The sequence below is a fragment of the Synechococcus elongatus PCC 6301 genome (assembly GCF_000010065.1).
GTDB lineage: Bacteria > Cyanobacteriota > Cyanobacteriia > Synechococcales > Synechococcaceae > Synechococcus > Synechococcus elongatus.
The window spans coordinates 235,473-260,009 of record NC_006576.1 but is presented as its reverse complement, the minus strand read 5'-3'; the positions used below and the strand labels follow the sequence as shown (position 1 = coordinate 260,009).

The 24,537-nt window shown below is 55.4% G+C and carries 27 protein-coding genes; 19 read left to right on the top strand and 8 right to left on the bottom strand.

All coding sequences use genetic code 11. The features are described from left to right. The first annotated feature begins 17 nt into the window (after positions 1-17). From SYC_RS01175 to SYC_RS01125, 12 genes are all read left to right on the top strand, one after another. A complete protein-coding gene (locus tag SYC_RS01175; protein ID WP_011377987.1) occupies positions 18-311 on the top strand; it encodes a hypothetical protein in 294 nt (97 codons plus the stop codon). A 65-nt stretch (positions 312-376) separates the two neighbouring features. Next, positions 377-769, top strand: coding sequence for a DUF1622 domain-containing protein (locus SYC_RS01170; protein ID WP_011242540.1), 393 nt, complete (start codon positions 377-379; stop codon positions 767-769). 235 nt (positions 770-1,004) lie between these two features. Next, on the top strand, positions 1,005-1,715 hold the full coding sequence (psb32, locus tag SYC_RS01165) for a photosystem II repair protein Psb32 (RefSeq protein ID WP_234701787.1): 711 nt from the start codon (positions 1,005-1,007) through the stop codon (positions 1,713-1,715). A 2-nt stretch (positions 1,716-1,717) separates the two neighbouring features. Further along, entirely contained in the window at positions 1,718-2,284 is a 567-nt protein-coding gene (locus SYC_RS01160) for a class I SAM-dependent methyltransferase (RefSeq protein ID WP_011242538.1), read from the top strand. 214 nt (positions 2,285-2,498) lie between these two features. Then, on the top strand, positions 2,499-2,675 hold the full coding sequence (locus SYC_RS01155; RefSeq protein WP_011242537.1) for a chlorophyll a/b-binding protein: 177 nt from the start codon (positions 2,499-2,501) through the stop codon (positions 2,673-2,675). Between the two features lie 4 nt (positions 2,676-2,679). Continuing rightward, positions 2,680-3,300, top strand: coding sequence for a 7-carboxy-7-deazaguanine synthase QueE (locus SYC_RS01150; protein WP_011242536.1), 621 nt, complete (start codon positions 2,680-2,682; stop codon positions 3,298-3,300). Next, complete coding sequence (gene queC / locus SYC_RS01145; protein ID WP_011242535.1) at positions 3,300-3,995, top strand: 7-cyano-7-deazaguanine synthase QueC; 696 nt, start codon at positions 3,300-3,302, stop codon at positions 3,993-3,995. The genes SYC_RS01150 and queC overlap by 1 nt, the downstream gene beginning before the upstream one ends. Beyond that, the gene (pabB, locus tag SYC_RS01140) at positions 3,992-5,389 is read left to right on the top strand and encodes an aminodeoxychorismate synthase component I (protein WP_011242534.1); all 1,398 of its coding nucleotides are present in this window, start codon (positions 3,992-3,994) and stop codon (positions 5,387-5,389) included. The genes queC and pabB overlap by 4 nt, the downstream gene beginning before the upstream one ends. Further along, on the top strand, positions 5,386-6,180 hold the full coding sequence (locus SYC_RS01135) for an aminotransferase class IV (RefSeq protein ID WP_011242533.1): 795 nt from the start codon (positions 5,386-5,388) through the stop codon (positions 6,178-6,180). The genes pabB and SYC_RS01135 overlap by 4 nt, the downstream gene beginning before the upstream one ends. Before the next feature lie 289 nt (positions 6,181-6,469). Continuing rightward, the gene (locus tag SYC_RS01130; RefSeq protein ID WP_011242532.1) at positions 6,470-7,396 is read left to right on the top strand and encodes a TIGR03032 family protein; all 927 of its coding nucleotides are present in this window, start codon (positions 6,470-6,472) and stop codon (positions 7,394-7,396) included. Then, positions 7,389-7,553 (top strand): DUF4915 domain-containing protein, encoded by a 165-nt coding sequence (locus SYC_RS14080; RefSeq protein ID WP_011242531.1) that lies wholly within the window; start codon positions 7,389-7,391, stop codon positions 7,551-7,553. The genes SYC_RS01130 and SYC_RS14080 overlap by 8 nt, the downstream gene beginning before the upstream one ends. Positions 7,554-7,620: 67 nt before the next feature. After that, positions 7,621-11,925: a beta strand repeat-containing protein gene (locus tag SYC_RS01125; protein ID WP_041676900.1), complete on the top strand. Its 4,305-nt coding sequence runs from the start codon at positions 7,621-7,623 to the stop codon at positions 11,923-11,925. Positions 11,926-12,072: 147 nt separating this feature from the next. Here SYC_RS01125 and SYC_RS01120 read toward each other — a convergent pair whose 3' ends face one another. The 3 genes from SYC_RS01120 to def form a co-directional block, all read right to left on the bottom strand. After that, positions 12,073-12,924, bottom strand: a complete 852-nt coding sequence (locus tag SYC_RS01120; RefSeq protein ID WP_011242529.1) for a DUF3747 domain-containing protein — start codon at positions 12,922-12,924, stop codon at positions 12,073-12,075. A gap of 64 nt (positions 12,925-12,988) precedes the next feature. After that, positions 12,989-13,183, bottom strand: coding sequence for a hypothetical protein (locus SYC_RS01115; protein WP_011242528.1), 195 nt, complete (start codon positions 13,181-13,183; stop codon positions 12,989-12,991). 87 nt (positions 13,184-13,270) lie between these two features. Further along, complete coding sequence (gene def / locus SYC_RS01110; RefSeq protein ID WP_011242527.1) at positions 13,271-13,849, bottom strand: peptide deformylase; 579 nt, start codon at positions 13,847-13,849, stop codon at positions 13,271-13,273. Positions 13,850-13,965: 116 nt separating this feature from the next. On the opposite strand from def, the gene SYC_RS01105 reads away from it, so the two are divergent. The 6 genes from SYC_RS01105 to nuoK all read left to right on the top strand — a co-directional run bounded on the left by SYC_RS01105 (position 13,966) and on the right by nuoK (position 19,135). Continuing rightward, complete coding sequence (locus SYC_RS01105) at positions 13,966-15,051, top strand: AI-2E family transporter (protein WP_011377994.1); 1,086 nt, start codon at positions 13,966-13,968, stop codon at positions 15,049-15,051. Positions 15,052-15,120: 69 nt separating this feature from the next. Next, positions 15,121-16,212 (top strand): GDP-mannose 4,6-dehydratase, encoded by a 1,092-nt coding sequence (gene gmd, locus SYC_RS01100; RefSeq protein ID WP_011242525.1) that lies wholly within the window; start codon positions 15,121-15,123, stop codon positions 16,210-16,212. Positions 16,213-16,426: 214 nt separating this feature from the next. Beyond that, positions 16,427-17,545 carry an NADH-quinone oxidoreductase subunit NuoH gene (gene nuoH / locus SYC_RS01095; RefSeq protein WP_011242524.1) on the top strand — a complete coding sequence of 373 codons (1,119 nt, stop codon included), beginning with the start codon at positions 16,427-16,429 and terminating at the stop codon, positions 17,543-17,545. Between the two features lie 42 nt (positions 17,546-17,587). Continuing rightward, complete coding sequence (gene ndhI / locus SYC_RS01090) at positions 17,588-18,196, top strand: NAD(P)H-quinone oxidoreductase subunit I (RefSeq protein ID WP_011242523.1); 609 nt, start codon at positions 17,588-17,590, stop codon at positions 18,194-18,196. A 3-nt stretch (positions 18,197-18,199) separates the two neighbouring features. Continuing rightward, positions 18,200-18,805: an NADH-quinone oxidoreductase subunit J gene (locus SYC_RS01085; RefSeq protein WP_011242522.1), complete on the top strand. Its 606-nt coding sequence runs from the start codon at positions 18,200-18,202 to the stop codon at positions 18,803-18,805. Positions 18,806-18,823: 18 nt separating this feature from the next. After that, positions 18,824-19,135, top strand: coding sequence for an NADH-quinone oxidoreductase subunit NuoK (gene nuoK, locus SYC_RS01080; RefSeq protein WP_011242521.1), 312 nt, complete (start codon positions 18,824-18,826; stop codon positions 19,133-19,135). A gap of 93 nt (positions 19,136-19,228) precedes the next feature. Here the strand turns inward: nuoK and SYC_RS01075 are convergent, their stop codons facing one another. Genes SYC_RS01075 through SYC_RS01055 form a run of 5 tightly spaced genes read right to left on the bottom strand, consistent with a single transcriptional unit; the run spans position 19,229 to position 22,288 of the window. Then, entirely contained in the window at positions 19,229-20,224 is a 996-nt protein-coding gene (locus tag SYC_RS01075; RefSeq protein ID WP_011242520.1) for a 2-hydroxyacid dehydrogenase, read from the bottom strand. 17 nt (positions 20,225-20,241) lie between these two features. Further along, complete coding sequence (locus tag SYC_RS01070) at positions 20,242-20,541, bottom strand: hypothetical protein (RefSeq protein WP_011377997.1); 300 nt, start codon at positions 20,539-20,541, stop codon at positions 20,242-20,244. Between the two features lie 35 nt (positions 20,542-20,576). Next, entirely contained in the window at positions 20,577-21,263 is a 687-nt protein-coding gene (locus SYC_RS01065; protein WP_011242519.1) for a YqiA/YcfP family alpha/beta fold hydrolase, read from the bottom strand. Beyond that, complete coding sequence (gene patD, locus SYC_RS01060) at positions 21,260-21,592, bottom strand: heterocyst frequency control protein PatD (RefSeq protein ID WP_155813855.1); 333 nt, start codon at positions 21,590-21,592, stop codon at positions 21,260-21,262. Before patD ends, SYC_RS01065 begins: the two co-directional genes overlap by 4 nt. Positions 21,593-21,595: 3 nt before the next feature. Then, complete coding sequence (locus SYC_RS01055) at positions 21,596-22,288, bottom strand: HAD family hydrolase (RefSeq protein WP_039755972.1); 693 nt, start codon at positions 22,286-22,288, stop codon at positions 21,596-21,598. 113 nt (positions 22,289-22,401) lie between these two features. Here SYC_RS01055 and acs point away from each other — a divergent pair, with 113 nt between their 5' ends. Continuing rightward, positions 22,402-24,372: an acetate--CoA ligase gene (gene acs / locus SYC_RS01050; protein WP_011242517.1), complete on the top strand. Its 1,971-nt coding sequence runs from the start codon at positions 22,402-22,404 to the stop codon at positions 24,370-24,372. Positions 24,373-24,537: the final 165 nt, after the last annotated feature.

Here is a 24,537-nt window from a genome sequence, read left to right as displayed (position 1 = left end):
GCCTTCTGGAAGACTCGATGAAACTGCTGCCAATTGTTGCGATCGCCCTTGGGTTCGCTGCTCCAGTGACCGCCCAAGACGACATCCCAGCCGATAAGCAGGCCAACTTCCTGCAGGTTTGCCAAGAAACTGCCAAAACCAGAGGGGCACCATCGCAGTTTGCCAAACCGATTTGTCAGTGCATGCTGAACGAGCTTAAGACTCGTGGCAATGCCTACTTAGTCCGCTTGGAGAACAACCAGAAGCTCCAACAGGATTTTGCCAACCGTGCCTCGCTGAGTTGTATCTCTAGCCTGATTAGAGGTCAGTAGAGGGTGGGGCCAGACAGCTTCTGAGAGTTGCCTTATCGTGCGATCGCAACAACAGGAGCTTGAACATGCCCGAGCTTGCCCCTTTTGAATATGGCCTTGCTGTCTTGGCAATGGGCATTCGCCTCTGCCTCGAGAGCCTGTCTGTGCTTTGTGTGGTGGCTGGACTGCTGTCAACGCTCCGGCTTAGCGGTCTGCTCCGCAGACAGTTTTGGCGTAATGAACCCCCATTCACCAGGATTCGCCTGACTTTTGGCGGCTGGCTTTCCTTGGCCTTGGAGTTTCAACTCGGCGCCGATATTGTGGCGACCACCACATCGCCCAGCACACGATCGCTGCTTCAACTGGGGGCGGTAGCACTGATCCGAACCTTTCTCAATTTTTTTCTGGCACGGGAAATGGAGATGGAGCAGAGGCTAGAACAGCAAACTCAAGGCGCGCAGGCTGAGTCGACCCACTAATTCGAAGTGCCCTATCCAAGCCAGAGTCGTATGTAGGGATCGCCAATAACGGCTGGACTGCGCCTGTTAGGGGTAGCCCGTGATTGCAGCTATCCACCCGATCTGTCACCACTCAGACCAAATCGAATTAAGGCGATCGCGGCTCCTTCCCAAAAATTCCAGCGGCACAGTCGCTGCCTCAAGCAATCGACAGCGGTATGTCACGATAAAAAGCGGCTACTGACTGTCCGCTGCTATGACTTCACTTTGGGTTCGCTGCGCAAGGCTTCTCAAGCTGTGCTTCTGTACTGCGATTGCGATCGCAGGTTTGGTTCTACCCATGGCACCGGCATGGGCAACGGGTGCGGTGGACTTACCCTTGGTCCCTGCGGGTAGCAACACTTGGATTGTCGATGAAGCCCAGTCCTTGAGCCGAATCAATGAAAGTCAGCTGACGGGTGAACTGCAGCCACTGTCCCAGAAAACTGGGATCGAGGTGCGATTTGTGACCCTGCGTCGCTTGGACTACGGCGAAACGATCGATAGCTTTGTCGACCAACTTTTCAAACGTTGGTATCCCGATGCGGAAGCCCAGGCCAATCAGGTGCTGATCGCCCTCGATACGATTACCAACACGATTGGCATCCGGGTCGGTGAGGTGGCGGCTGAACGGCTCACCCCTGCGATTGCCACCAGCGTGATCGACGAAACGATGCAGGTACCGCTGCGTCAGGGCAATAAGTACAATCAGGCAATTCTAGATGCCAGCGATCGCCTCGTGGCAGTGCTTTCCGGCGAACCGGATCCGGGCCCGCCCGTCGTGATTGACACCACCCGGGTTGAAGGCACCTTCGCGAGTGCTGAAGAAACGGAAGAAAGCCGTGGCAACTCAACGGTTGTGGTGATCGTATCGCTGGTGCTGGCGACTGTGATTCCGATGGCGACTTACTACTGGTACGTCCGCTAAAGATGGCTGTTGTTGGACCTTGGCTGACAGCCGAACAGCGCAGCAAACTCGATGGCAGTGATGATGCCCTGTTCTACGAACAGCCGCGCTTTGTCACCCACGTGGATGACGCCTTCCTGAAGCGCTTAACGCAGCTCTATCGCGAACGCCTGCAGCCCAACAGTCAGGTGCTGGATCTGATGAGTAGTTGGGTCTCGCATCTGCCGGAGGAAATGCTCTTCGCGACGGTGGTTGGCCACGGTCTCAATGCCCAGGAACTCGACCGCAATCCCCGCTGCGATCGCTGGTTTGTTCAGAACCTCAATCAACAGTCCGCACTCCCCGAGCTGGACAGTAGCTTTGATGCTGTCTTGATCGCAGTCTCAGTGCAGTATCTGCAGCAGCCCGAACAGGTGTTGGCAGAGGTAAGACGTGTCCTCCGTCCGGGCGGGCAGCTAATTATCAGCTTCTCCAATCGCCTCTTCTACTCCAAAGCGATCGCGGCTTGGCGCGACGGCAGTGATGCCCAGCGTTTGGCTTTGGTGCAGCACTACATTCGCAGACGGCTGGATTTAGTGAACCGGAAGTGATTGCAGAAGTCTCACCCGCTCTGGGCTGGCAGCAGTGGTTGGGGCTAGGACAAGATCCCTTTTACGCCGTACTGGCAAGAGCAGTCTGACCCACGGGAGCGATCGCCCAACCAGCTTGATAGTAGCGGCGATAAAAGTCCGCGATCGCTGCGCCAAAGCGCGGCTTCTCGCCAGCCGTTAGACTCGAAAAAAGATAACGCTCAACGGTTTCCCCATGTCTGGCAATTCGGCCAAACGCGACAATCTGCCCGAACCTGATCCGGCCTTCGGCTGGAGCGCCTATGCCGAGCGGATCAATGGCCGCTTTGCCATGGTTGGCTTTGTAGCTCTACTGCTGCTGGAATTTTTTACCCACCAAGACCTGATCACTTGGCTGGGTCTGCGCCCCTAACCCCATGTCCGCTCTGACCTCGATCGCCGCTGCCACACTCCCGATCGTCGAGACCTTCCATTCGGTGCAAGGGGAAGGCGCTTGGATGGGCTGTAGTGCTTTTTTCATTAGACTCGCGGGCTGTGATGTCGGCTGCCCTTGGTGTGATACCAAGCAGTCTTGGCCGCGCGATCGCCATCCCGAAGTTGCGATCGCCGATCTAGTGGAAGCCGCAGTTGCTGCTCAGCCCCAATTTGTCGTGATCACCGGCGGGGAACCGCTGTTGCATGATCTGACAGAGCTGACGAATGCTCTGCGATCGCAGGGTCTACGTTGCCACTTGGAAACTTCTGGCAGTGCTTCTCCCAGTGGCTCTTTCGACTGGGTGACACTCTCGCCCAAGCCTTTCAAAGCGGTGGTGGCGGCGAATTACAACTGGGCGAATGAACTGAAAGTCGTGATTCAGACAGATGCCGACTTCGATTTTGCTGAGCAAGAGGCGATCGCGGTGCCGGAGACGACCCTGAAACTCCTGCAGCCCGAGTGGAATAGCCCCGAAAGTTGCGATCGCGTCGTCAATTACGTGCGGCAACATCCCCGCTGGCGCGTCAGTTTGCAGACGCACAAGTTTCTAGGAGTGCGCTGATGGCCAAGGCTGTAGTGTTGCTGTCCGGTGGGCTAGATTCTGCCACCGCTGCGGCTCAGGCGATCGCTGATGGCTATGAAGCGATCGCCCTCTCGTTTCGCTATGGTCAGCGCCATGTGCGGGAATTGGAAGCGGCGCGATCGGTGGCGGCTGCTCTAGGGATCAATCAGCACTTTTTTGTCGATGTCAACATTGCCCAGTGGGGCGGCTCTTCCCTGACGGATGCGGCGGAACCCCTGCCAGGGTCCGGGGTCGTCGCCGGTGAGATTCCGTCAACCTACGTGCCGGGGCGCAATACGGTCTTCATTGCCTTAGCACTCTCGCTCGCAGAAGCGCAGCAGGCCAGCGCTATCTATCTCGGCATCAATGCGGTGGATTACAGTGGCTATCCCGACTGTCGTCCCGACTATTTGGCTGCTTTTCAGCAACTGGCGAGTCTCTCCTCCAAAGTGGGCGTCGAAGGTCAAGCCCCGCAACTGGTTGCGCCGTTGATTCACGATCACAAAGTCGATATCGTGCGGCGGGCCGTGGTGCTGGGCGTGCCGATTCCAGCCACTTGGTCTTGCTACGCCGGTGGTGCAGAAGCCTGTGGCCGTTGTGATTCCTGCCGGATTCGCGATCGCGCCTTGATTGAAGCCGGCTATCCCGAATGGGCTACCGCGATCGGGCGATCGCTCGTTAGCCTCCAACCATGACCGCGATCGCCCGTCGAGTCGTGCAACCCTTGGTGCGGGAAATTGCTTGGTGCGATCCGCAGCAGGCCTTTGCGCCCTTCGCTCAAGATCCCCATGCAGTCCTGCTCGATCTGGGGGAGCCAGCAACGCCCGAAAGCCGTTACGCCTACCTCTGTCTGTCGCCCTATGCCACCCAGCGAGGCGATCGCTTGGTAACTGAGGCTGATCCTTTCCAGGCTTTGGCAACGTCACTGGCCACAGTAGATTGGCAGACGAATTCTGACTCTGACCTGCCTCCATTTCAGAGCGGTATCTGCGGATTTCTGTCCTATGAATGTGGGGCTTGGCTGGAGCGGCTCCCGACACCGAAACCGGTTGAACCTCGACTGCCGCTCTGGTCGTTGAGCCTCTATGACTTGGTGGTTGCCTGCGATCGCCAGCAACGGCGCACCTGGATTTTCTCCTCGGGATTGCCGCTGCAGGATCCGCGCGATCGCCAGCAACGGGCGGAACAACGACTGCAATGGGTCTGCGATCGCCTGCAGTCAGCTCTACCTTCACAGTCTCCTGATTGGCAGCCTCAGGCTGATTGGCAAGCCCTGCAAACTGAAGCTGACTTTTGTCAGGCTGTGGATCAGGTCAAATGCCACATTCGCGCTGGCGATATTTTTCAGGCCAACTTAACCACGGCTTTTCGCGCCAGTCAGCCAAAGGATCTGAGCCCTTGGCAACTCTATCGACGGCTCTATCAGCTCAGCCCCGAACCTTTTTCGGCCTACTTCGCAGGGGGCGATTTTCAGTTGCTCTCGGTGTCGCCGGAGCGTTTTCTGCGCCTCGACCGCGATGGCTGGGTAGAAACGCGCCCGATTAAGGGAACTCGTCCTCGTAGTGCCGATCCGGCTCACGATCGCCAGTTAGCGACGGAGTTGCAGGCCAGTGAGAAGGATCGGGCAGAAAACGTAATGATCGTCGACCTCCTGCGCAACGACTTGGGTCGCGTTCGTCGTCCCCGCTCGATTCAGGTGCCCCAACTCTGCCAATTGGAAAGCTACGAGCACGTCCATCACCTCACCTCGCAGGTGATTGGTCAACTGCGATCGGGCTTGACGGCGGTGGATTTACTGCGGGCAACGTTCCCGGGCGGATCGATTACGGGAGCGCCTAAAATCCGCTCGATGGAAATTATTCACGAGCTTGAACCGATTCCCCGCCAAGCCTACTGTGGCAGTCTCTTTTGGCTGGGCTTTGACGGCAGCTTAGATGCCAGCATTTTGATTCGGACGCTGCAAATCAGCCAAGGCCAAGTCCTTGCTCAAGCCGGTTGCGGCATCGTCGCTGACTCCGATCCGCTAGACGAATGCGCTGAGATGCAGGTCAAGGTGCAACCCCTGTTGCGATCGCTCCAGCCCTCATGATTGGCTACTGCAACGGTCAGTGGATCCCAACGGAAGATCTGACGATCGCCGTCACCGATCGCGGATTTAGCTTGGGGGATGGCTTGTTTGAAACCTTGCTGGTCTGGCAGGGGAAGGTTCGTCTGGCTGAGCAACATTGGCAGCGCCTGACAAGTAGTGCCCAGCAGTTGCGGATTCCGCTGCCGCCGAATGCAAACATTGACCTGTTGCAAGCAACGGTTGATCACAACGAGCTCGAAACGGGAGCGCTTCGAGTGACTCTGACCCGTGGCTGTGGGCAGCGCGGCCTACAATCGCCGGAACCGCTGCAGCCGCTGCTGGTGATTGTACCGAGCTTGAGTCAGCCTCAATTTCAGCCGTTGCGCTTGATTACGGCTCAAACTGTGCGTCGGTGTCCTGAATCGATTCTGTCGCGCTTCAAAACGCTGAGCTACCTAGAAAATGTCTTGGCACGACAGGAGGCGGAACAGCGGCAAGCCGATGAAGCGCTGTTGTTGACCCCGAGCGATCGCCTCAGCGAAGCAGCAGCAGCCAATATCTTCTTCCGCCTCAACGATGATTGGTGGACTCCACCTCTCAGTGACGGAGCCCTGCCTGGGATTGTGCGCCAGCGCTTGCTCGCAACCGGCTGGGCAAAGGAAACCTCAATCGCTTGGTCACAACGGAATCAGGTTGAAGCAATCGCCCTCAGCAATAGCCTCAGTTTTCGCCCCGTTAGTCACTGGGATGGTCGGGCGCTCTGGACTGATTTAGAGGACTGGCGATCGCGCTTTGAGGCATTGCAGCTCTGATATCAAATCTTTCGAATTAATTAAGGTGTTTCTGGCTGTACTGATTGGCGTTGATCCTGAGGTCAGGGCTAACTAGGACAAGTTGAGCTGCTACTTGTTTTAATGTGTAGAACAGTCTTCACAATCAGTAATCAGGCGTATAGACTAATGTCGCCAATGTAATCATTCGAGCGTTCAATCAATACTAGTCAGTAAAGATTGAGTGGCACTGGTCAAGATTGCAATCCGCAGGGGTGTTCTGATCTCCCCCGAGTCCCTTGGACTGAAGCGAGCCAAATAAACAGTAGCGATGAGCATTCCCAGCAGCGATCGCGCTGAGCAACCGAGCTTAGAGCTGAACGCCTCACGACAGTTTACGGCTTGGCTGTATGAGCAACATTTGAGTCTGACCTTCTCGACTTATCAAGCGGGCAAGCTATTTTTCATTGGCCTGCAGCCGAACGGAGAGCTGTCAGTTTTTGAGCGAACCTTTGAGCGCTGCATGGGGCTTTACGCTCAAGGGTCGAGTCTGTATCTGAGTACTCTCTATCAACTCTGGCGCTTCGAGAACGTTCTCAGCCCAGGGGAGACTCATAACGGCTATGACGCGCTCTACATTCCCCAGCTGAGCTATGTCACCGGAGACCTAGACCTCCATGACATTGGTCTACGAGAAGGAAGCTTTAGCAGTAGTGCTGAACAGATCGTGGGAGTCAACACGCCGTTTAGTTGCCTGAGTGTGATGAGTGAGAGCCATAGCTTTCAACCGCTGTGGCAGCCACCGTTTATTAGCAAGCTAGCCGCAGAAGACCGCTGCCATTTGAATGGCCTAGCATTCCGAGATGGACAACCGCGCTACGTGACGGTAGTGAGTCAATCGGATGTGGCCGATGGTTGGCGAGAGCATCGCTTGGGTGGGGGTTGTGTCATTGATATCGACAGCAATGAAGTCCTACTCACAGGACTGACGATGCCCCATTCACCGCGCTGGTATCAAGACAAGCTTTGGCTCTTAAACTCAGGCACTGGAGAGTTTGGCTTTGTTGATCTCGAGCAAGGCAAGTTTGAGCCGGTGGCTTTTTGTGCGGGGTATTTACGGGGCTTAGCCTTTCATGGGGACTTTGCGATTGTTGGTTTATCGCAAGCACGGCACAACAAAACGTTTAGTGATTTGCCGCTGACCGAAACGCTGAGTCAAAAGCACGGCGCAACCGCGCTGTGGGATAGCGGTGATTGATTTACGCAGTGGGGATGTGGTGCATCAGCTGCGGATAGAAGGAGTGGTGAAAGAGCTCTATGACGTGCAGGTGTTGCCACAGGTACGCAGACCCATGGCGATTGGCTTCAAGACTGATGAAATTCGGCGGATGATTCGAGTCCAAGAATCGGGCTAAACCGGTCTGAATCCCTCTATAAACCAAACCTGTTGTCGATTCTGTTCTTTTCCCCGTTGGTGTGGTCATGGCCAAGGCTTCTCTAAATCTCTCCACTCTCAATGGCAGCAATGGCTTCCGCATCAATGGCATTGCGGCGTATGACTACTCTGGCCGTTCTGTCAGTGGTGCTGGGGATGTGAATGGCGATGGTATTGATGACCTCATCATTGGAGCTAACTATGCCGACCCCAATGGCGGCTATTCAGGTCAGAGCTATGTGGTCTTTGGCTCAGATCAGGGCTTCAGTGCTGATCTGAACCTTGCGGATTTGGATGGCAGCAATGGCTTCCGCATCAATGGCATTGCGGCAGATGACCGCTCTGGCATTTCTGTGAGTAATGCGGGGGATGTGAATGGGGATGGCATTGCTGACCTGATTGTTGGGGCTAATTATGCCGACCCTAATGGAAATCTGTCTGGTCAGAGCTATGTAGTCTTTGGTTCAGATCAGGGCTTTAGTGCTGCCCTGAATCTCTCCACTCTCAATGGCAGCAATGGCTTCCGCATCAATGGCATTGCGGCGTATGACCAATCTGGCTTTTCAGTCAGTAGTGCCGGGGATGTGAATGGGGATGGGATTGATGACCTGATCATTGGGGCTTATTTTGCTGACCCTAATGGAAATCTGTCTGGTCAGAGCTATGTGGTCTTTGGCTCAGATCAGGGCTTTAGTGCTGCCCTGAATCTTGCAGATTTGAATGGCAGCAATGGCTTTGCCAGCAATGGCATTACTGCGAGTGACTACTCCGGCCGTTCTGTCAGTGGTGCTGGGGATGTGAACGGGGATGGCTTTGATGACTTCATCATTGGGGCAAGTGGTGCCGACCCCAATGGCAGTGCTTCTGGCCAGAGCTATGTGGTCTTTGGCTCAGATCAGGGCTTTAGTGCTGCCCTGAATCTTGCAGATTTGAATGGCAGCAATGGCTTTGCCATCAATGGCATTACAGCTTATGACCGTTCCGGCTTTTCTGTCAGTGGTGCTGGGGATGTGAATGGGGACGGCATTGATGACCTGATCATTGGGGCTTTTGGTGCTGACCCAAATGGCACTAATAGTGCCGGTCAGAGCTATGTGGTCTTTGGCTCAGATCAGGGCTTCAGTGCTGATCTGAATCTTGCGGATTTGGATGGCAGCAATGGCTTTGCCATCAATGGCATTGCGGCGTTTGACCTCTCCGGCTTTTCTGTCAATGGTGCTGGGGATGTGAACGGGGATGGGATTGATGACCTGATCATTGGAGCACGAAATGCCGACCCCAATGGCGGGGCTTCTGGTCAGAGCTATGTGGTCTTTGGCAAGAAGGGGGGCTTTAGTGCTGACCTAAATCTCTCCGCGCTGAATGGCAATAATGGCTTCCGCATTAATGGCATTGCGGCAGGGGACAACTCCGGTACCTCCGTCAGCAATGCCGGGGATGTGAATGGGGATGGGGTTGATGACCTCCTCATTGGAGCTAACTATGCCGACCCCAATGGCAATACCAATGCCGGCCAGAGCTATGTGGTCTTTGGCAACGCTGCTCCGGTGCTTGATTTGGATGGCGCTGCATCAGCAGAACTAAACTTTGGCGCTGTCTTCACCGGTACATCAGTCTCAGTCGTGGGTTCAGGGCTCACCATCACTGATCTAAACTCCCCGACACTCTCCGCAGCGACCGTAACCTTGGTCAACCGACCGGATGGCATTGCTGAAAGCTTGAGTGCCACAACCACAGGTACTTCAATTACAGCGACTTATGACAGCAATACCGGGGTGCTGTTGCTCTCAGGTCTAGCCTCAGTAGAGGACTATCAGCAAGTCCTGCGTAGCGTCACCTATACCAACACCTCGAATGCGGCTGATCTGGATGTGAGCCATCGCACGATTGGGTTTGTCCTCGACGATGGAGCAGACTTTGCCAACACTAGTGCAGTAGTCACCACCAGCGTGACGGTTCTAAGGCTCCCCTTGGCGGATAAGGCAAGCGTCAGTCTCTCCAGTCTGGATGGCGGTAATGGCTTCCGCATCACTGGCATTGCAGCGAATGACTTCTCCGGCAGTTCGGTCAGTAATGCTGGGGATGTGAATGGGGACGGGATTGATGACCTGATCATTGGGGCACGCGATGCCGACCCAAATGGCACTAATAGTGCTGGTCAGAGCTATGTGGTCTTTGGCTCAGATCAGGGCTTTAGTGCTGACCTAAATCTCTCGAGTCTGGATGGGAGTAATGGCTTTGCCATCAATGGTATTGCTGCGTATGACTACTCTGGGCGTTCAGTGAGCGGTGCCGGGGATGTGAACGGTGATGGCGTTGATGACCTGATCATTGGAGCTTTTGGTGCCGACCCCAATGGGAATCTTTCTGGTCAGAGCTATGTCGTCTTTGGTTCAGATCAGGGCTTTAGTGCTGACCTAAATCTCTCGAGTCTGGATGGGAGTAATGGCTTTGCCATCAATGGCATTGCTGCGGATGACTTCTCCGGCTTTTCGGTGAGTAGTGCTGGAGATGTGAACGGGGATGGGATTGATGACCTGATCATTGGAGCGTCTCTTGCCGACCCAAATGGAGCTCGTTCTGGCCAGAGCTATGTTGTCTTTGGTTCAGATCAGGGCTTTAGTGCTGACCTAAATCTTGCGGATTTGAATGGCACAAATGGCTTCCGCATTAATGGCATTGCTGTAAATGATCAATCCGGCTTTTCGGTGAGTGGTGCTGGGGATGTGAATGGTGATGGGATTGATGACCTGATCATTGGAGCGTTTCTTGCCGACCCCAATGGCAATTATTCTGGTCAGAGCTATGTAGTCTTCGGCAAGACAGATGACTTTGATACTGAGCTCAATCTCGCTGATTTAGATGGCAGCAATGGCTTCCGCATTAATGGCATTGCTGTAAATGATCAATCCGGCTTTTCGGTGAGTGGTGCTGGGGATGTGAACGGTGATGGAATTAATGACCTAATTATTGGGGCTCTTGGTGCCTCTCCCCATAGCAATACTAACGCTACTAACGCTGGCCAGACTTATGTGGTCTTTGGCTCAGATCAGGGCTTCAGTGCTGACCTGAATCTTTCCGCGCTCAATGGTCGCAATGGTTTTGCCATCAATGGCATTACTGCAGGCGACGAATCTGGCCGTTCAGTGAGTGGTGCAGGGGATGTGAACGGTGATGGGATTGATGACCTGATCATTGGGGCATCTAATGCAGACCCAAATGGCAACTTTTCTGGTCAGAGCTATGTAGTCTTTGGCAAGAAGGGGGGCTTTGCAGCTGAGCTGAATCTCTCTGACTTGAATGGCGTCAATGGTTTTGCCATCAATGGCATTACTGCAGGCGACGGTTTCGGCTCTTCGGTGAGTGGTGCGGGGGATGTGAATGGCGATGGTATCGATGATCTGCTCATTGGTGCTCCAACTGCCGACCCCAATGGTAGTCAATCTGGTCAGAGCTATGTGGTGTTTGGCAACGCAGCACCGGTGCTTGATTTGGATGGCACCACATCACCAGAGCTGAACTTTGGCGCTGTCTTTACTGGTACGCCAGTCTCAGTTGTGGGTTCAGGACTCACCATTACCGATCTCAACTCTCCAACCCTCGCCGCAGCGACCGTGACCTTGGTCAACCGGCCCGATGGCATTGCTGAAAGTTTGAGTGCAATCACGGATGGCACTGCAATTAAGGCCAGCTATGACAGCAATACCGGGGTGCTGCTGCTCGTGGGTCTGGCTACTGTGGCGGATTATGAGAAAGTCCTGCGCACCGTCACCTATACCAACACCTCTAATGCAGCCGATCTGGATGTAAGCCGTCGCACGATTGAGTTTGTCCTCGACGATGGAGCAGATTTTGCCAACACCAGTGCGGTAGTCACTACCACGCTGAGCTTCAAGAATGAAGTCAATACAATCACTGGAACCCCCAGACTCGACTTCCTCCGAGGCAGCAAGGGAGATGACTTGATTACGGGGCTCGGGGGGAATGACTTCCTGTTTGGCAGGGCTGGTAATGACACCTTGATTGGCGGACTCGGCTCTGACGTCCTTTCTGGTGGAGCCGGCAAGGACCGCTTTGTCTACACCGCTGTTACTGAGGCTCGCGACTTAATCATCGACTTTAATGCCAAGCAGGATGTTCTGGATCTAAGCGGGTTGTTGGATAGTCTGGGCTATCAAGGCTCTAATCCTGTTGCGGATCAGGTCCTGCGCTTGAACAGTCAGTCTTTCTTGGGCACGACGGTCTCTGTCAATGTAGCGGGACTCGGTGGAGTGCCCGACTTTGTCTCCCTAGTGACCCTGCTTGGTGTCTCTTCTTCTGCCCTCGTCATTGGTGAAAACATCATCATTTAGGTTGGAAAGTAGCCTGCTGGAACCGAATGGAAGTTGTCCGTCAACCTGCTGAAAAAGAGTAACCGTTCAAGCCCGATCGCTTGGGCTTGAACGGTTGAAAGCAGGATGGGTTGCAGGGCGATCGCAGATCAGCTCAACCTGAGTCAGTTACGGCTGGGTTGGGGTCAACGGGCGCAAGGGACGCAGCGGGGTTAGCCGCGGGGGAGTCAGAGGCCGGAGCGTGGGGGCAGGGGCTTGACTTGCACTAGGGAGCGGCCGGGGAGGCACTGGTTGTTGCAATGAAGCAGGTGCAGGGGCTGGTTTAACCGGTGTGGTCACGTTAGCTGGAGGAACCACCGCAGCACTCGGACTGGTCTGAGCACCTTGTAGGGCCATGCCGGGCGGGATCTGATCGGTCACTAAATAGATATGACCCAAGGCTTTGCCATCAAAAGTCCGACGACCCAAGCGCCAGCCCGGTTGCAGTTCCAGCTTAGTAAAGCCGGCAGATTCCCCATTGGCCGTCGCAATCACCAGCTCAGGACCACTGCGAAAGGCTTGACCAACCAACACCATTTGGCCATTACGGCGAACAATGCTGAGGCGGTAGTTTAAACCGAGATCTACTCCAGCAATTCGCAGGGAGTAGCCATTGCTGTCGATCTTGCGATCGCAAATGCCAGAGAAGTCGAAGGTCAACAACAGCGGATTGATACGTGTTGGGGTACCTGCCTCTTCCACCCAGCAAGGACGGGTGCTTTTGACCTGTTCAATGATCAGTAACTGATGGCGACTACCGTTGCCGATCGGTGAAGCAGCTAAGACAAATTTACTCTGATCGACCTCAGCTTGCCCGAACTGAGCCGCCCGTGCCTGCGGCGTAAGAGGGGTCAAACTCGTCAGAAGGGTACCGGCCAGCGCCGCTAGGGGCAGAAAGAAGGGGATTCGCATGGATGCCTCGATTTGCACAAGCACGGGACGACAGAGAAATTCAGGCATTAATTGCCATTCAATGGCCACAGGGACGGGGAAAACTTAAGTCAGTTCCGCAACCAGTTGAAGAACTGTCCGCTGCGGGATTGGCTTAAGACTGAGCAGCACGCACAGCCGCCAGAAAGGAACCGATTGCCACTGGGATACTGAGCCCCAGAATGCCACCAGTCACTAACGTGCCGAGCTGAGGGGTGCCCGAGGTCAGTTCAAAGACAGAACCAACCGCCGCGATCGCGGCAATACAGGACAACCCTAGAAAGAGAGAGCTTTTGGGAGTACCAACCATCGATCGCAGCCGCGCTAGGAATTTGCGCTTGCAGAATAGCAGGCTAGCCCCCAGACATCTAGCCCTAGTGCCCGATGCAGGGTCGACTTAGCTGGCAGCGGCGACAGGGCGAACCGCTTGGACTGCAAAGCCTTTTTTGTCGAGGGCTTCGTTCAGCTCAAGGCGATTTTCAACGCGATCGACAAAGAGCACACCGTTGAGGTGATCCATCTCGTGCTGAATGCAGCGAGCAAGGAGACCATCGGCAACGAGTCGCTGCGGCCGGCCGTTCTCATCCTTGTAGGAGACTTCAACGATCTCGGGTCGTTCTACATCCAGATAGACGCCGGGGATGCTCAGACAGCCTTCTTGGCATTGCTCCAGATCACCAGCAGTGCGTTCAATTTTGGGATTGATCAAGACGAGGGGTGGTGCTTGTTCATCCTCGAGTTCGAGGTCAATCACAATCAATTGCTTATTGATGCCCACTTGGGGGGCTGCCAAACCAATGCCATCAGCGCTGTACATGGTTTGCAACATCTGCCGAATCGTTTGCCGCAATTCATCGTCAATCCGGCTGACCCGTTTGGCGGGCTGTCGCAGCACCCGATCGCCGAGGTAGTGGAGATCGAGAGGAGGCTTCGCCAGTTTCTTTTTGGCAACCCGAATGGCGACAGCAGCGGTCATAGGTCTAGTATCAGTGGCTTGCTCAATCTTAACGAAGCGATCGCGATTCGGCGGAAGGCCCTAGTAAAGTCGTGCCAAGCGATCGCTAAAATCGGCCCATTGTTTCCTGAACTGGCATGCTCGCGGATTGGCGTACTTGGCCAGCGGTGATTCGGTGGTTGCTTCTCGCACCATTGCTTGCCCTGAATTTCTGGCTTTTGCAACTACTGCTGGACTGGCTGCAGCCCCTGACCAATATGGTTCTGGTGGCTGCCCTGATGGCGTTCATTCTGGATCTCCCCGTGCGCTGGCTCGTGCAACGAGGCCTGCCGCGATCGCTCGCTCTGTTGACAGTCTTGGGCGGAGGCATTGCGCTGATTATCGCCCTCGCAACTTGGCTCTTGCCGCCGCTATTAGTCGAAGTCAATGTTCTGACTCGGGCGCTACCCCATTGGTACGACACCGCCAAACTGGAGGTGCTGCAATTCGAAGCTTGGACCCTATCCTTCAACCTGCCGCTGGATTGGGTCAGTCTGTTTCAGCGGGTGGTGACAGAAGTGACAGATCTGGTGGAAACCCTCAGTACCCAACTTCTGAGCCTCACCCTCGAATTTTTTGACGGGGCACTGAACTTTCTGATCACCGTCGTACTCACCCTCTTTCTACTGATGTATGGCGAAGAAGTGAGCGGCACAGTGCTGCAACGCTTGCCTGCGATTTGGCGCGATCGCCTTGCGATTGGTCTCCGCCAAAAGTTTCAGGCTTTTCTGGGCGGCGAGCTGATTATTGCCAGTCTCTATAGCGTGCTGCTGCTGGTTGCCCTCAGCCTGCTCAAGATACCCTTCGCTTTGCTGTTGGGGTTGGTGCTCGGCCTCGGCAGCTTGATTCCCTTCCTCGACATCCTCTTAGTGATCAGCCTCTGCGGGGTCTTACTGTTTCAGGATCCCGCGATCGCCGCCAAGTTATTCATCACAGTGTTCCTTCTGGGCCAGATCAACGACAACCTGATCGAGCCACGCTTGATGGGTCAGATCATCGGCCTCAATCCCGTTTGGATTTTGCTGTCAGTCCTGCTCGGGCTCAAAATTTTTGGCATTCTCGGCCTGTTTGTCGCCGTACCCCTCGCCAGTCTAATGAGTGATTGGTTAAAAACTGGGTTTGCCCCAATGGTTGTGACAGCAGCAACCGAGGATCCCATCGCTTCTGGGGTGGAACTGCCCTGAAGGTTTGAGGAAGAGCGTCGCGATCGCTGCTAAATTACAGCGAGCCGTCTCTCCCTTCCTTGCTCTGCCATGACCCGTAAGCGCGCCCTGATTACCGGAGTGACTGGCCAAGATGGGGCTTATCTGGCAGAGTTTCTTCTCGACAAAGGCTACGAAGTTCACGGCATCAAACGCCGCGCTTCACTGTTTAACACCGATCGCATTGATCATCTTTACGAAGATCCCCATGTCGACGATCGGCGCTTTATTCTGCACTGCGGCGATCTCACCGATTCCACCAACCTCATTCGAATTGTCCAGCAGATTCAGCCCCACGAAATCTACAACCTCGGGGCCCAGAGCCACGTTCAAGTCTCCTTTGACAGTCCTGAGTACACTGCCAACACCGATGGCTTGGGCACCCTGCGCATCCTCGAAGCGATTCGGATCCTCGGACTAGAGCAGCAGACACGGTTCTACCAAGCCTCGACCTCTGAGCTGTACGGCCTCGTCCAAGAAATTCCCCAAACTGAGACGACCCCTTTCTACCCGCGCAGCCCCTACGCTGTTGCTAAGCTCTACGCCTATTGGATCACAGTTAATTACCGCGAAGCTTACGGCATCTATGCCTGCAATGGCATTCTCTTCAACCATGAGTCACCGCTGAGGGGTGAAACCTTTGTCACCCGCAAAATTACCCGTGCTCTTGCTCGGATCAAGCTGGGGCTGCAGGACTGCCTCTACCTCGGCAACTTGGATGCCAAACGGGACTGGGGTCACGCCCGCGACTATGTCGAGATGCAGTGGCTGATGCTGCAACAGGAGCAACCGGATGACTACGTAATTGCCACCGGCGTACAGTTCTCCGTGCGTCAGTTTGTGGAAATTGCGGCGGCGGAAGTGGGTCTGACAATTGCGTGGTCGGGCAGTGGTGTGGAGGAAAAGGGCATCAACCCAGCCACGGGACAAGCGATCGTGGCGATTGATCCCCGTTACTTCCGTCCGACTGAAGTAGAAACATTGCTGGGCGATCCCTCGAAGGCGAAGCGGCAGCTGGGCTGGGAGCCGCGCATCAGTTTTGAACAGTTGGTGAGCGAGATGATGCGCGAAGATTTGCATCTGGCGGAGCGCGATGCTCTGATCAAACAAGCGGGGTACAAGGCCTTCGACTACTTCGAGTGAGGTCTGATCGCACCGTCCCAGCTTGAATGAACAGTTTTTTGAATCTTCTGGATAGCAACTTCCAATCTTGGAATTAAGCAAAAGTGCTCAGTTTTGCAGGGAGGGCGATCGGCCTACCGATATACTGAGCAACAGTCATAAAAGCCTGTTTTTCCCTGCAAAAGCGGCGATTGACAGCAACTCGTGACCCATGATCGGCAGCAGTGGAGTAGCCATGGACAGAGGGATCGACCTCCAAGGCACATTCATTCAATCGCTTGAGTCTTTAGGGCTCTCGCCAGGCCTCTCGAAGGTTCTCTGGATGCCCTTGCCGATGCTGCTGATGATCATCGCGGCAACGGTAGGGGTCCTCGTGACCGTGTGGCTGGAGCGTAAAATTTCAGCGGCGGTGCAGCAACGGATTGGCCCTGAGTATGCAGGCCCGCTGGGGGTTCTGCAATCAGCTGCCGACGGTCTGAAATTAATTCTGAAAGAAGACATCATCCCCGCTAAGGCGGATGCCTTCTTGTTCACGATCGGCCCAGCGCTGGTCGTCATCCCTGTCTTCTTGTCCTATCTGATCGTTCCCTTTGGGCAAGAACTGATTATTACCAATGTTGGTGCTGGCGTTTTCCTTTGGATTGCCCTCTCCAGCATCCAGCCGATTGGCCTGTTGATGTCGGGCTACGCCTCGAACAACAAGTATTCGCTCCTCGGTGGCTTGCGGGCTGCGGCGCAGTCAATTAGCTACGAGATTCCCCTAGCACTGGCGGTGCTGGCAGTGGTGATGATGTCCAACTCGCTGAGCACGATCGACATCGTTGACCAGCAGTCGGGCTACGGCATTTTGGGGTGGAACATCTGGCGACAGCCGGTGGGGTTCATCATCTTCTGGATTGCAGCGCTGGCCGAATGTGAGCGGTTGCCCTTTGACTTGCCGGAAGCAGAAGAAGAGTTGGTCGCGGGCTATCAAACCGAATATGCCGGCATGAAGTTCGCTCTCTTCTATGTTGGTTCCTACGTCAACCTGATTCTCTCTGCCCTGCTCGTTTCCATCCTCTACTTGGGTGGCTGGGAGTTCCCGATTCCCCTCGATCGCGTTGCTGACTGGATCGGTGTTGACCCTGCCAACCCGATTCTGCAGATCACAACGGCAGCGCTGGGGATCACGATGACGGTCCTCAAGGCTTATCTGCTGGTGTTCACGGCGATTCTGCTGCGCTGGACGGTGCCCCGGGTGCGGATTGACCAACTGCTGGACTTGGGCTGGAAGTTCCTATTGCCGATCTCATTGGTCAACTTGCTGGTGACGGCGGCGCTGAAACTGACCTTCCCCGTGGCCTTTGGGGGCTAGTCCGTCTCGGTCTTTTCTTGAGAGTTCTGAAGGAACACGATCATGCTGAAATTTCTGAAGCAAGTCGGAGACTACGCCAAGGAAAGTCTCCAAGCTGCTAAAGCGATCGGCCAAGGTTTGGGGGTTACCTTTGACCACATGCAGCGGCGTCCAGTCACGGTGCAGTATCCCTACGAAAAGCTGATTCCGTCGGAGCGCTACCGCGGCCGCATTCACTACGAATTCGACAAGTGCATCGCCTGCGAAGTCTGCGTTCGAGTCTGCCCGATCAACCTGCCGGTAGTGGACTGGGTCTACAACAAAGAGACCAAGAAGAAAGACCTCAAGAACTACAGCATCGACTTTGGGGCTTGTATTTTCTGCGGCAACTGCGTCGAGTACTGCCCGACCAACTGCCTGTCGATGACGGAAGAATATGAGCTGGCAACCTACGATCGCCACGAGCTGAACTACGACAATGTTGCCCTCGGTCGTCTGCCCTACAAAGTGACCGATGATCCAATGGTGACGCCCTTCCGAGAGTTCGCTTACTTGCCCAAAGGCGAGTATGACCCCCACGTGGTGCCGAGCGATCGCCCCCGGGCGGGCCAGCGTCCCGAAGAACTCGTCGATCAGTACAAGCAGGCTGCTGCCGCTAACGAGGAGAACTAGACCGTGACTCTTGCCGAAGGCGTTCAACTAGTTACATTCATCATCCTGACGGCTGGGGTGGTTTTGGCAGCCCTAGGTGTTGTACTCAGCAGCAACATTGTCTACTCGGCCTTTTTGCTGGGAGGCGCATTCATCAGCATCGCTGGTCTCTACCTGCTGCTGAATGCCAGCTTTGTGGCCTTTGCCCAAGTGCTGATTTATGTTGGCGCTGTCAACGTCTTAATCCTGTTTGCGATCATGTTGGTCAACAAACGGGAAGACTTCCGACCACTCAAGTTTAATTGGCTGCGCAAAGGGCTGACGGTTCTGGTTTGTGGCGGTCTCTTTGCCCTCCTGAGCCTGACTGTAATTTCGACCCCTTGGGCGGTGACGCCAACCCCTGGTGCCAGTGGCGATGAAGCGATTTACCTGATCGGTGAACACTTCTTCAGCGACTACCTGCTGCCCTTTGAGTTGGCTTCGGTGTTGCTGTTGATGGCGATGATTGGGGCGATCGTCTTGGCCCGCCGCGACTTCGAACCTGAAGACCTGATCACGGGTGCGGCCGCAGATTTGCAGCTACCCGAGCGATCGCGGGAAGAGTTGCTGACAGGTGCTGGCAAGAAATAAGCGATAAGGAACAATCCCATGACTGTACCTCTCGAGTACTTTTTGGTCTTGGCTGCCGCCCTGTTCTGTATTGGTGTCTATGGGTTGGTGACCAGCCGCAACGCCGTTCGCGTCTTGATGTCGATCGAATTGATGCTGAATGCCGTCAACCTCAACCTGATGGCCTTCTCCAACTATCTGGATGGCACATTGATTCGCGGCCAAGTCTTTACGGTTTTTGTGATTACGGTAGCAGCGGCAGAAGCGGCGGTTGGTCTCGCGATCTTGCTAGCGATTTACCGCAACCGCAACACGGTGGATATGGAACAGTTCAATCTTTTGAAATGGTAGGCGATCGCCCTATCTGCGTCTGAGCTTGACTAAATCTTGAATCTTGCAAGCAATGGCTGCCTTCGGTTTCCGCAAGGCAGCTTTTTAGTAGCGTCACCCAGCGAACAGCTGATTGGGACAGGCTCGACCCTGCTCTAAATCGGTCAGATTGCTGAGAGTGGTTTCGGCAATGTTGTGGAGAGCCGTATCCGTCAAAAAGGCTTGATGACCCGTGATCACGACATTGGGGAAGGTTAACAAGCGCTGAAAGACGTCATCGTGAATGATTTCTGTCGAGTGGTCTTGGAAAAATAGCGGTTCTTCTTGTTCGTAGACATCTAGGCCCAGCGCCCCGATCCGCTTGAGTTTTAGGCCTTCAATCACCGCTTGGGTATCGACTAAACCGCCACGACTGGTGTTGATCAGCATTGTGCCGGGCTGCATTTTGGCGATCGCCTCACGATTGACTAGGTGATAGGTCTGGGGTGTAAGCGGGCAGTGCAGGCTGATGATTTGAGCCTCTTGCCAGAGCTGATCAAGGTCGGTGTAGACAGCCCCCGCTGCCAGACAGTCGGGATTTTCCACCAAGTCATGGGCGAGAACATGACAGCCAAAGCCGCGCAGAATTTGCGTCAGCACAGCCCCAATTCGTCCCGTGCCAATGATGCCAACGGTGCAACCATTCAGGTCAAAGCCCACCAAACCATCCAGGGCAAAGTTGCCTTCGCGGGTGCGGGCGTAGGCGCGATGGATTTTGCGATTGAGCGTCAGGATCAACGCGATCGCATGTTCTGCAACGGCGTGGGGCGAGTAGGCCGGTACACGCACTACCCTGAGGCCCAAGCGTTCAGCGGCGCTTAAATCGACCTGATTGAACCCAGCACAGCGCAGGGCAACATGTTCCACGCCCAGCTCTGCCAGCGCTTCTAGGGTGATGGCGTCAAGGCGATCGTTGACGAAGCTACAGACAGCGCGGAAACCCGTAGCAAGTTGAACAGTTCCTAGAGAGAGCCCCGTCTCGAAGAACTGCAGGTCGTGGCCATAGTCAGCGTTGGCTGCCTCAAAAAAGGTGCGATCGTAGGCTTTGCTGCTGAAGAAGGCAACTTTCATGATTGGGGGAAATGGGTTTAGTCCCGATCGCTGACCGGATGAGACCAAGTGCAGCGCTGGAGTTGATAGCTCTGTCCGTCCAACCAGCCCACCAGATATTCCGCTGCGAAATCGAGATCAGCCAGACTGCTGGCCATATCTTCCCGTAGGGCAGGGTCGGGACAGCGGGCGATCGCAGCAGCGTTGAAGTAGTAGAGTTCATGACCCCGACAGAGCACAATCCCTGGACCTTCTTGAGGAGCCATCTGCTGAATGAAAGCCTCGATTTCTGTCGCGAAGGCGTTGTTAGGCGGATCCGTGAGTGGCGAGGATGTCATACCGTACAGGACATTCTGAAGATGGTCACTGCCCCTCAGGATAGGCGATTGCCCGGAATGCTCTTCTGACTCAACGCTCCGCGATCGCAGACGGAAAGTTCGGCAAACTGCCGGCAGGCGCGCCAAATTTGCGAACTGACATTGCCCAAGGCATGATCACTGGTCAGCGCTTGCAGCGTCACCCAAGGCCGCTGGACGGCAAATCGCTCGCTCGCGGCAAAATCGATCACTTCATCCGCCGTGCCATGCAGGATCAAGGTGGGCAGCGATCGCTTTAAATCTTGATCTTGCCAGCGATGCAGGTCTTCCACAAATTGCCAATGAAGAGGACGAAAATCGCGATCGCGCCAATGGTAAACCGGACGAAACCCTGCTTGCTGCCACTGCGCTAGAGCGGAGTCATCCATACGCGGCAACCACTGAGCCAGAAATTCAAAAGCCGGTGCAAGCAAAACGAGCTTCTGGATCTGGGGATTGCGCTGCCCTAGCCAAGCAGCCGTCAGTCCGCCCAGACTAGATCCAATCACGATCGTCGGCTCATCGGTCAGTTGCGCTTCGACTTGGGCTACTTGACGACTGAAGGTCAGGCTGGAAAAGTCGGGCTCGTTAAAGTCTGGGCAGATCAGCTCTAGGCCTAGCCGCTGAAAGCAGCCGCGTAAATACTTGGCCTTAGCCGATTCTGGCCCCGAGGCAAAACCATGCAGGTAGAAGTAGCGCGTCATGCCTGGGCGATCGCAGTAAGCACTGCTTCACAGTAGCGGATGAGGGTTTGCTGACGTTGCTGTAGAGCTGCAACCCGGACATGTTGGCTCTGGGAAGCGCGGCTGCGCTGCCAAAAGCTGAGATCCAGCTGTAAGAGCCGCAGGTGCTTCTCAATTTCAAGTCGATAGGTGAGGTAGCGATCGCCCTCGGTCTGCGCAAGGGTCTGAGTGATTGCTTGGCCCTGCTGTTGGATCGCCGTCCAATCCGGCGCCTCGGCTATCAGGACTACTTGCCAAGCCAACAGTTGCGATCGCAGATCCATCTCCATGCCTCTGAATTGACGCCGCATCTGCTATCGAGGCAAAGCCGGTAGGGCCGTCAAGTCCGCTAAGAGGTCAGGATAGCGATCGCGGTCCAAGAGGTCGGCCAAACTTTCTAAGCAGTAGTGCACTTCCGAGGGCAAGCGATCGCGATCGGCAGGATCAGGCACAGCGATAACTGTCATCCCCGCCTCCAGGGCTGCCCGTACGCCACTGACGGAATCTTCGAAGACCAAACAGGCTTCGGGTTTGACCCCAAGGCGCTTGGCCGCCAGCCAAAAAATATCCGGCGCAGGTTTGGGCCGTTCCAGTTGCGGGTCATCGCCGCAAACAACAGTCTCGATCAGCCGAAACCAATGCTGGTGCTGCTGGGTTTTGATCGCAAATGCCGGTTGGGTCGAACTGGTGGCGATCGCTTGGGGAAACTGCCGCTGATGCAACGCCTGCACCAATTCCGCAGCACCCGGACGGGCTGGCGATTGGGCGACTCGCGCTTCGATGATCGGTTTGCGAATCGCCAGAAACTCCGCCGGCGTCACGGGGAGATTGAGGGTTTCCACAATCAAGCGTGAAGTCTCACGGGAGGGACGACCGCGCAATTTGGCCTGAAAGGCGGGATCGAGCTGAACACCAAACTGCTGAGCAACTTCGTCGTAGACCTGGGCGTGGATCGGCTCCGTGTCTAGCAGCAGACCATCGAGATCGTAAATAACGGCTTGGGGCATGGGTCTGTCAAAAAACACTACGTGCCTACCCGTCCCCCAAAGGGATTGGGTATGGTTTTCAGGGGGCGATCGCGCCTTCTCGCCCGTATTCAAGCACGTTTCAGCCACTTCCCATGAGCCAGCCAACGATCGAGTCGATCCTCCAAGAGAAGCGGGTTTTTCCTCCCTCGGCAGAATTTGCCAGTGCGGCGCGAATCAATCCCGAAGCGTACGAAGCGCTCTGCCAGAAAGCGGCGGCCGATCCGGTGGCTTTTTGGGGCGAATTGGCAGCTCAGGAGCTGGACTGGTTTGAGCCTTGGCAACAGACGCTGGACTGGAGCAATCCGCCGTTTGCGAAGTGGTTTGTCGGTGGCAAACTCAATATTTCCCACAACTGCCTCGATCGCCACTTGACGACTTGGCGCAAAAATAAAGCGGCGATTATCTGGGAAGGCGAACCCGGTGACTCACGGACGCTGACCTACGCGCAACTGCATCGCGAGGTCTGTCAGTTCGCCAACGTGCTCAAATCCTTGGGCATTCAAAAAGGTGATGTCGTTGGCGTTTACATGCCGATGATTCCCGAAGCGGCGATCGCCATGCTGGCCTGTGCGCGGATTGGCGCAGTGCATAGCGTTGTCTTTGGGGGCTTTAGTGCGGAAGCACTGCGCGATCGCTTGGTGGATGGCCAAGCCAAGCTGGTTGTCACGGCGGATGGTGGCTGGCGCAAAGATGCGATCGTGCCCCTCAAGGATTCTGTTGATCAAGCCCTGGAAGGCAATGCCTGCCCCAGCGTCCAGCATGTCCTCGTGGTGGAACGGACGAAGCAAGACATCCACATGGAACCGGGGCGCGACCATTGGTGGCATGAGCTGCAACAGACCGTCAGCGCTACCTGTCCGGCGGAGCCGATGGACAGCGAAGATCTGCTCTTCGTGCTCTACACCTCCGGTAGCACCGGCAAACCCAAGGGTGTCGTCCACACCACCGGCGGTTACAACCTCTACGCCCACATCACCACCCAGTGGACTTTTGACCTGCAGGATACCGATGTCTACTGGTGTACGGCGGACGTCGGCTGGATTACCGGTCACAGCTACATCGTCTACGGGCCGCTCTCCAACGGTGCGACCACACTGATGTATGAGGGTGCCCCCCGCGCTTCTAATCCCGGTTGCTTCTGGGATGTGATTGAAAAGTATGGCGTTACGACCTTCTACACAGCCCCAACAGCGATCCGCGCCTTCATCAAAATGGGTGAGCAGCATCCCGCCGCTCGCGACCTCTCCTCATTGCGACTGTTGGGCACCGTCGGAGAGCCCATCAATCCCGAAGCTTGGATCTGGTATCACCGCGTCATTGGTGGCGATCGCTGCCCGATTGTCGATACCTGGTGGCAGACCGAAACGGGCGGCCATATGATTACGTCGCTGCCGGGAGCCGTGCCGACCAAACCGGGCTCTGCCACTAAACCTTTCCCGGGCATCTTGGCAGACGTTGTCGATCTGGATGGGCGATCGGTGCCGGATAACGAAGGTGGCTACTTGGTGATTCGCCATCCTTGGCCAGGCATGATGCGCACGGTCTACGGCGATCCCGATCGCTTCCGTCGCACCTATTGGGAGCATATTCCTCCGCAAAATGGCCAGTATCTCTACTTCGCCGGCGATGGCGCGCGCCGCGATGCCGATGGCTATTTCTGGGTGATGGGGCGCGTCGATGACGTGATCAATGTCTCAGGTCACCGTCTCGGCACGATGGAAATTGAGTCGGCCTTGGTCTCCCATCCGGCAGTTGCCGAAGCTGCAGTTGTCGGTCGGCCTGACGATCTCAAAGGTGAAGGCATTGTTGCTTTCATCACGCTGGAATCGGGCATTGAGACTGGCGATGAGTTAGTTAAAGACCTGAAGAAACACGTCGCCCAAGAAATTGGCGCGATCGCTCGTCCCGATGAAATTCGCTTCAGTGAGGCGCTGCCCAAAACGCGATCGGGCAAGATTATGCGCCGTCTGTTGCGCAGTCTCGCCGCTGGTCAAGAAGTTTCGGGCGACACTTCCACCTTGGAAGATCGCTCGGTGCTCGATAAGCTGCGTCAAGGCACTTAGGAAGCGCGGTTGGAGCAATCGATCGCTCCTAGAGCACAATTCCTGCAGGTAGTTGATTGATCTGCGATGACAGTCCGAGGCGATCGCCTCGGACAAGGCTCAGTCCCAAAGACGCTCTGGTGGGTCTTTTCGTCGCGATAATCTCTGCTAATGTGAATAAAAATA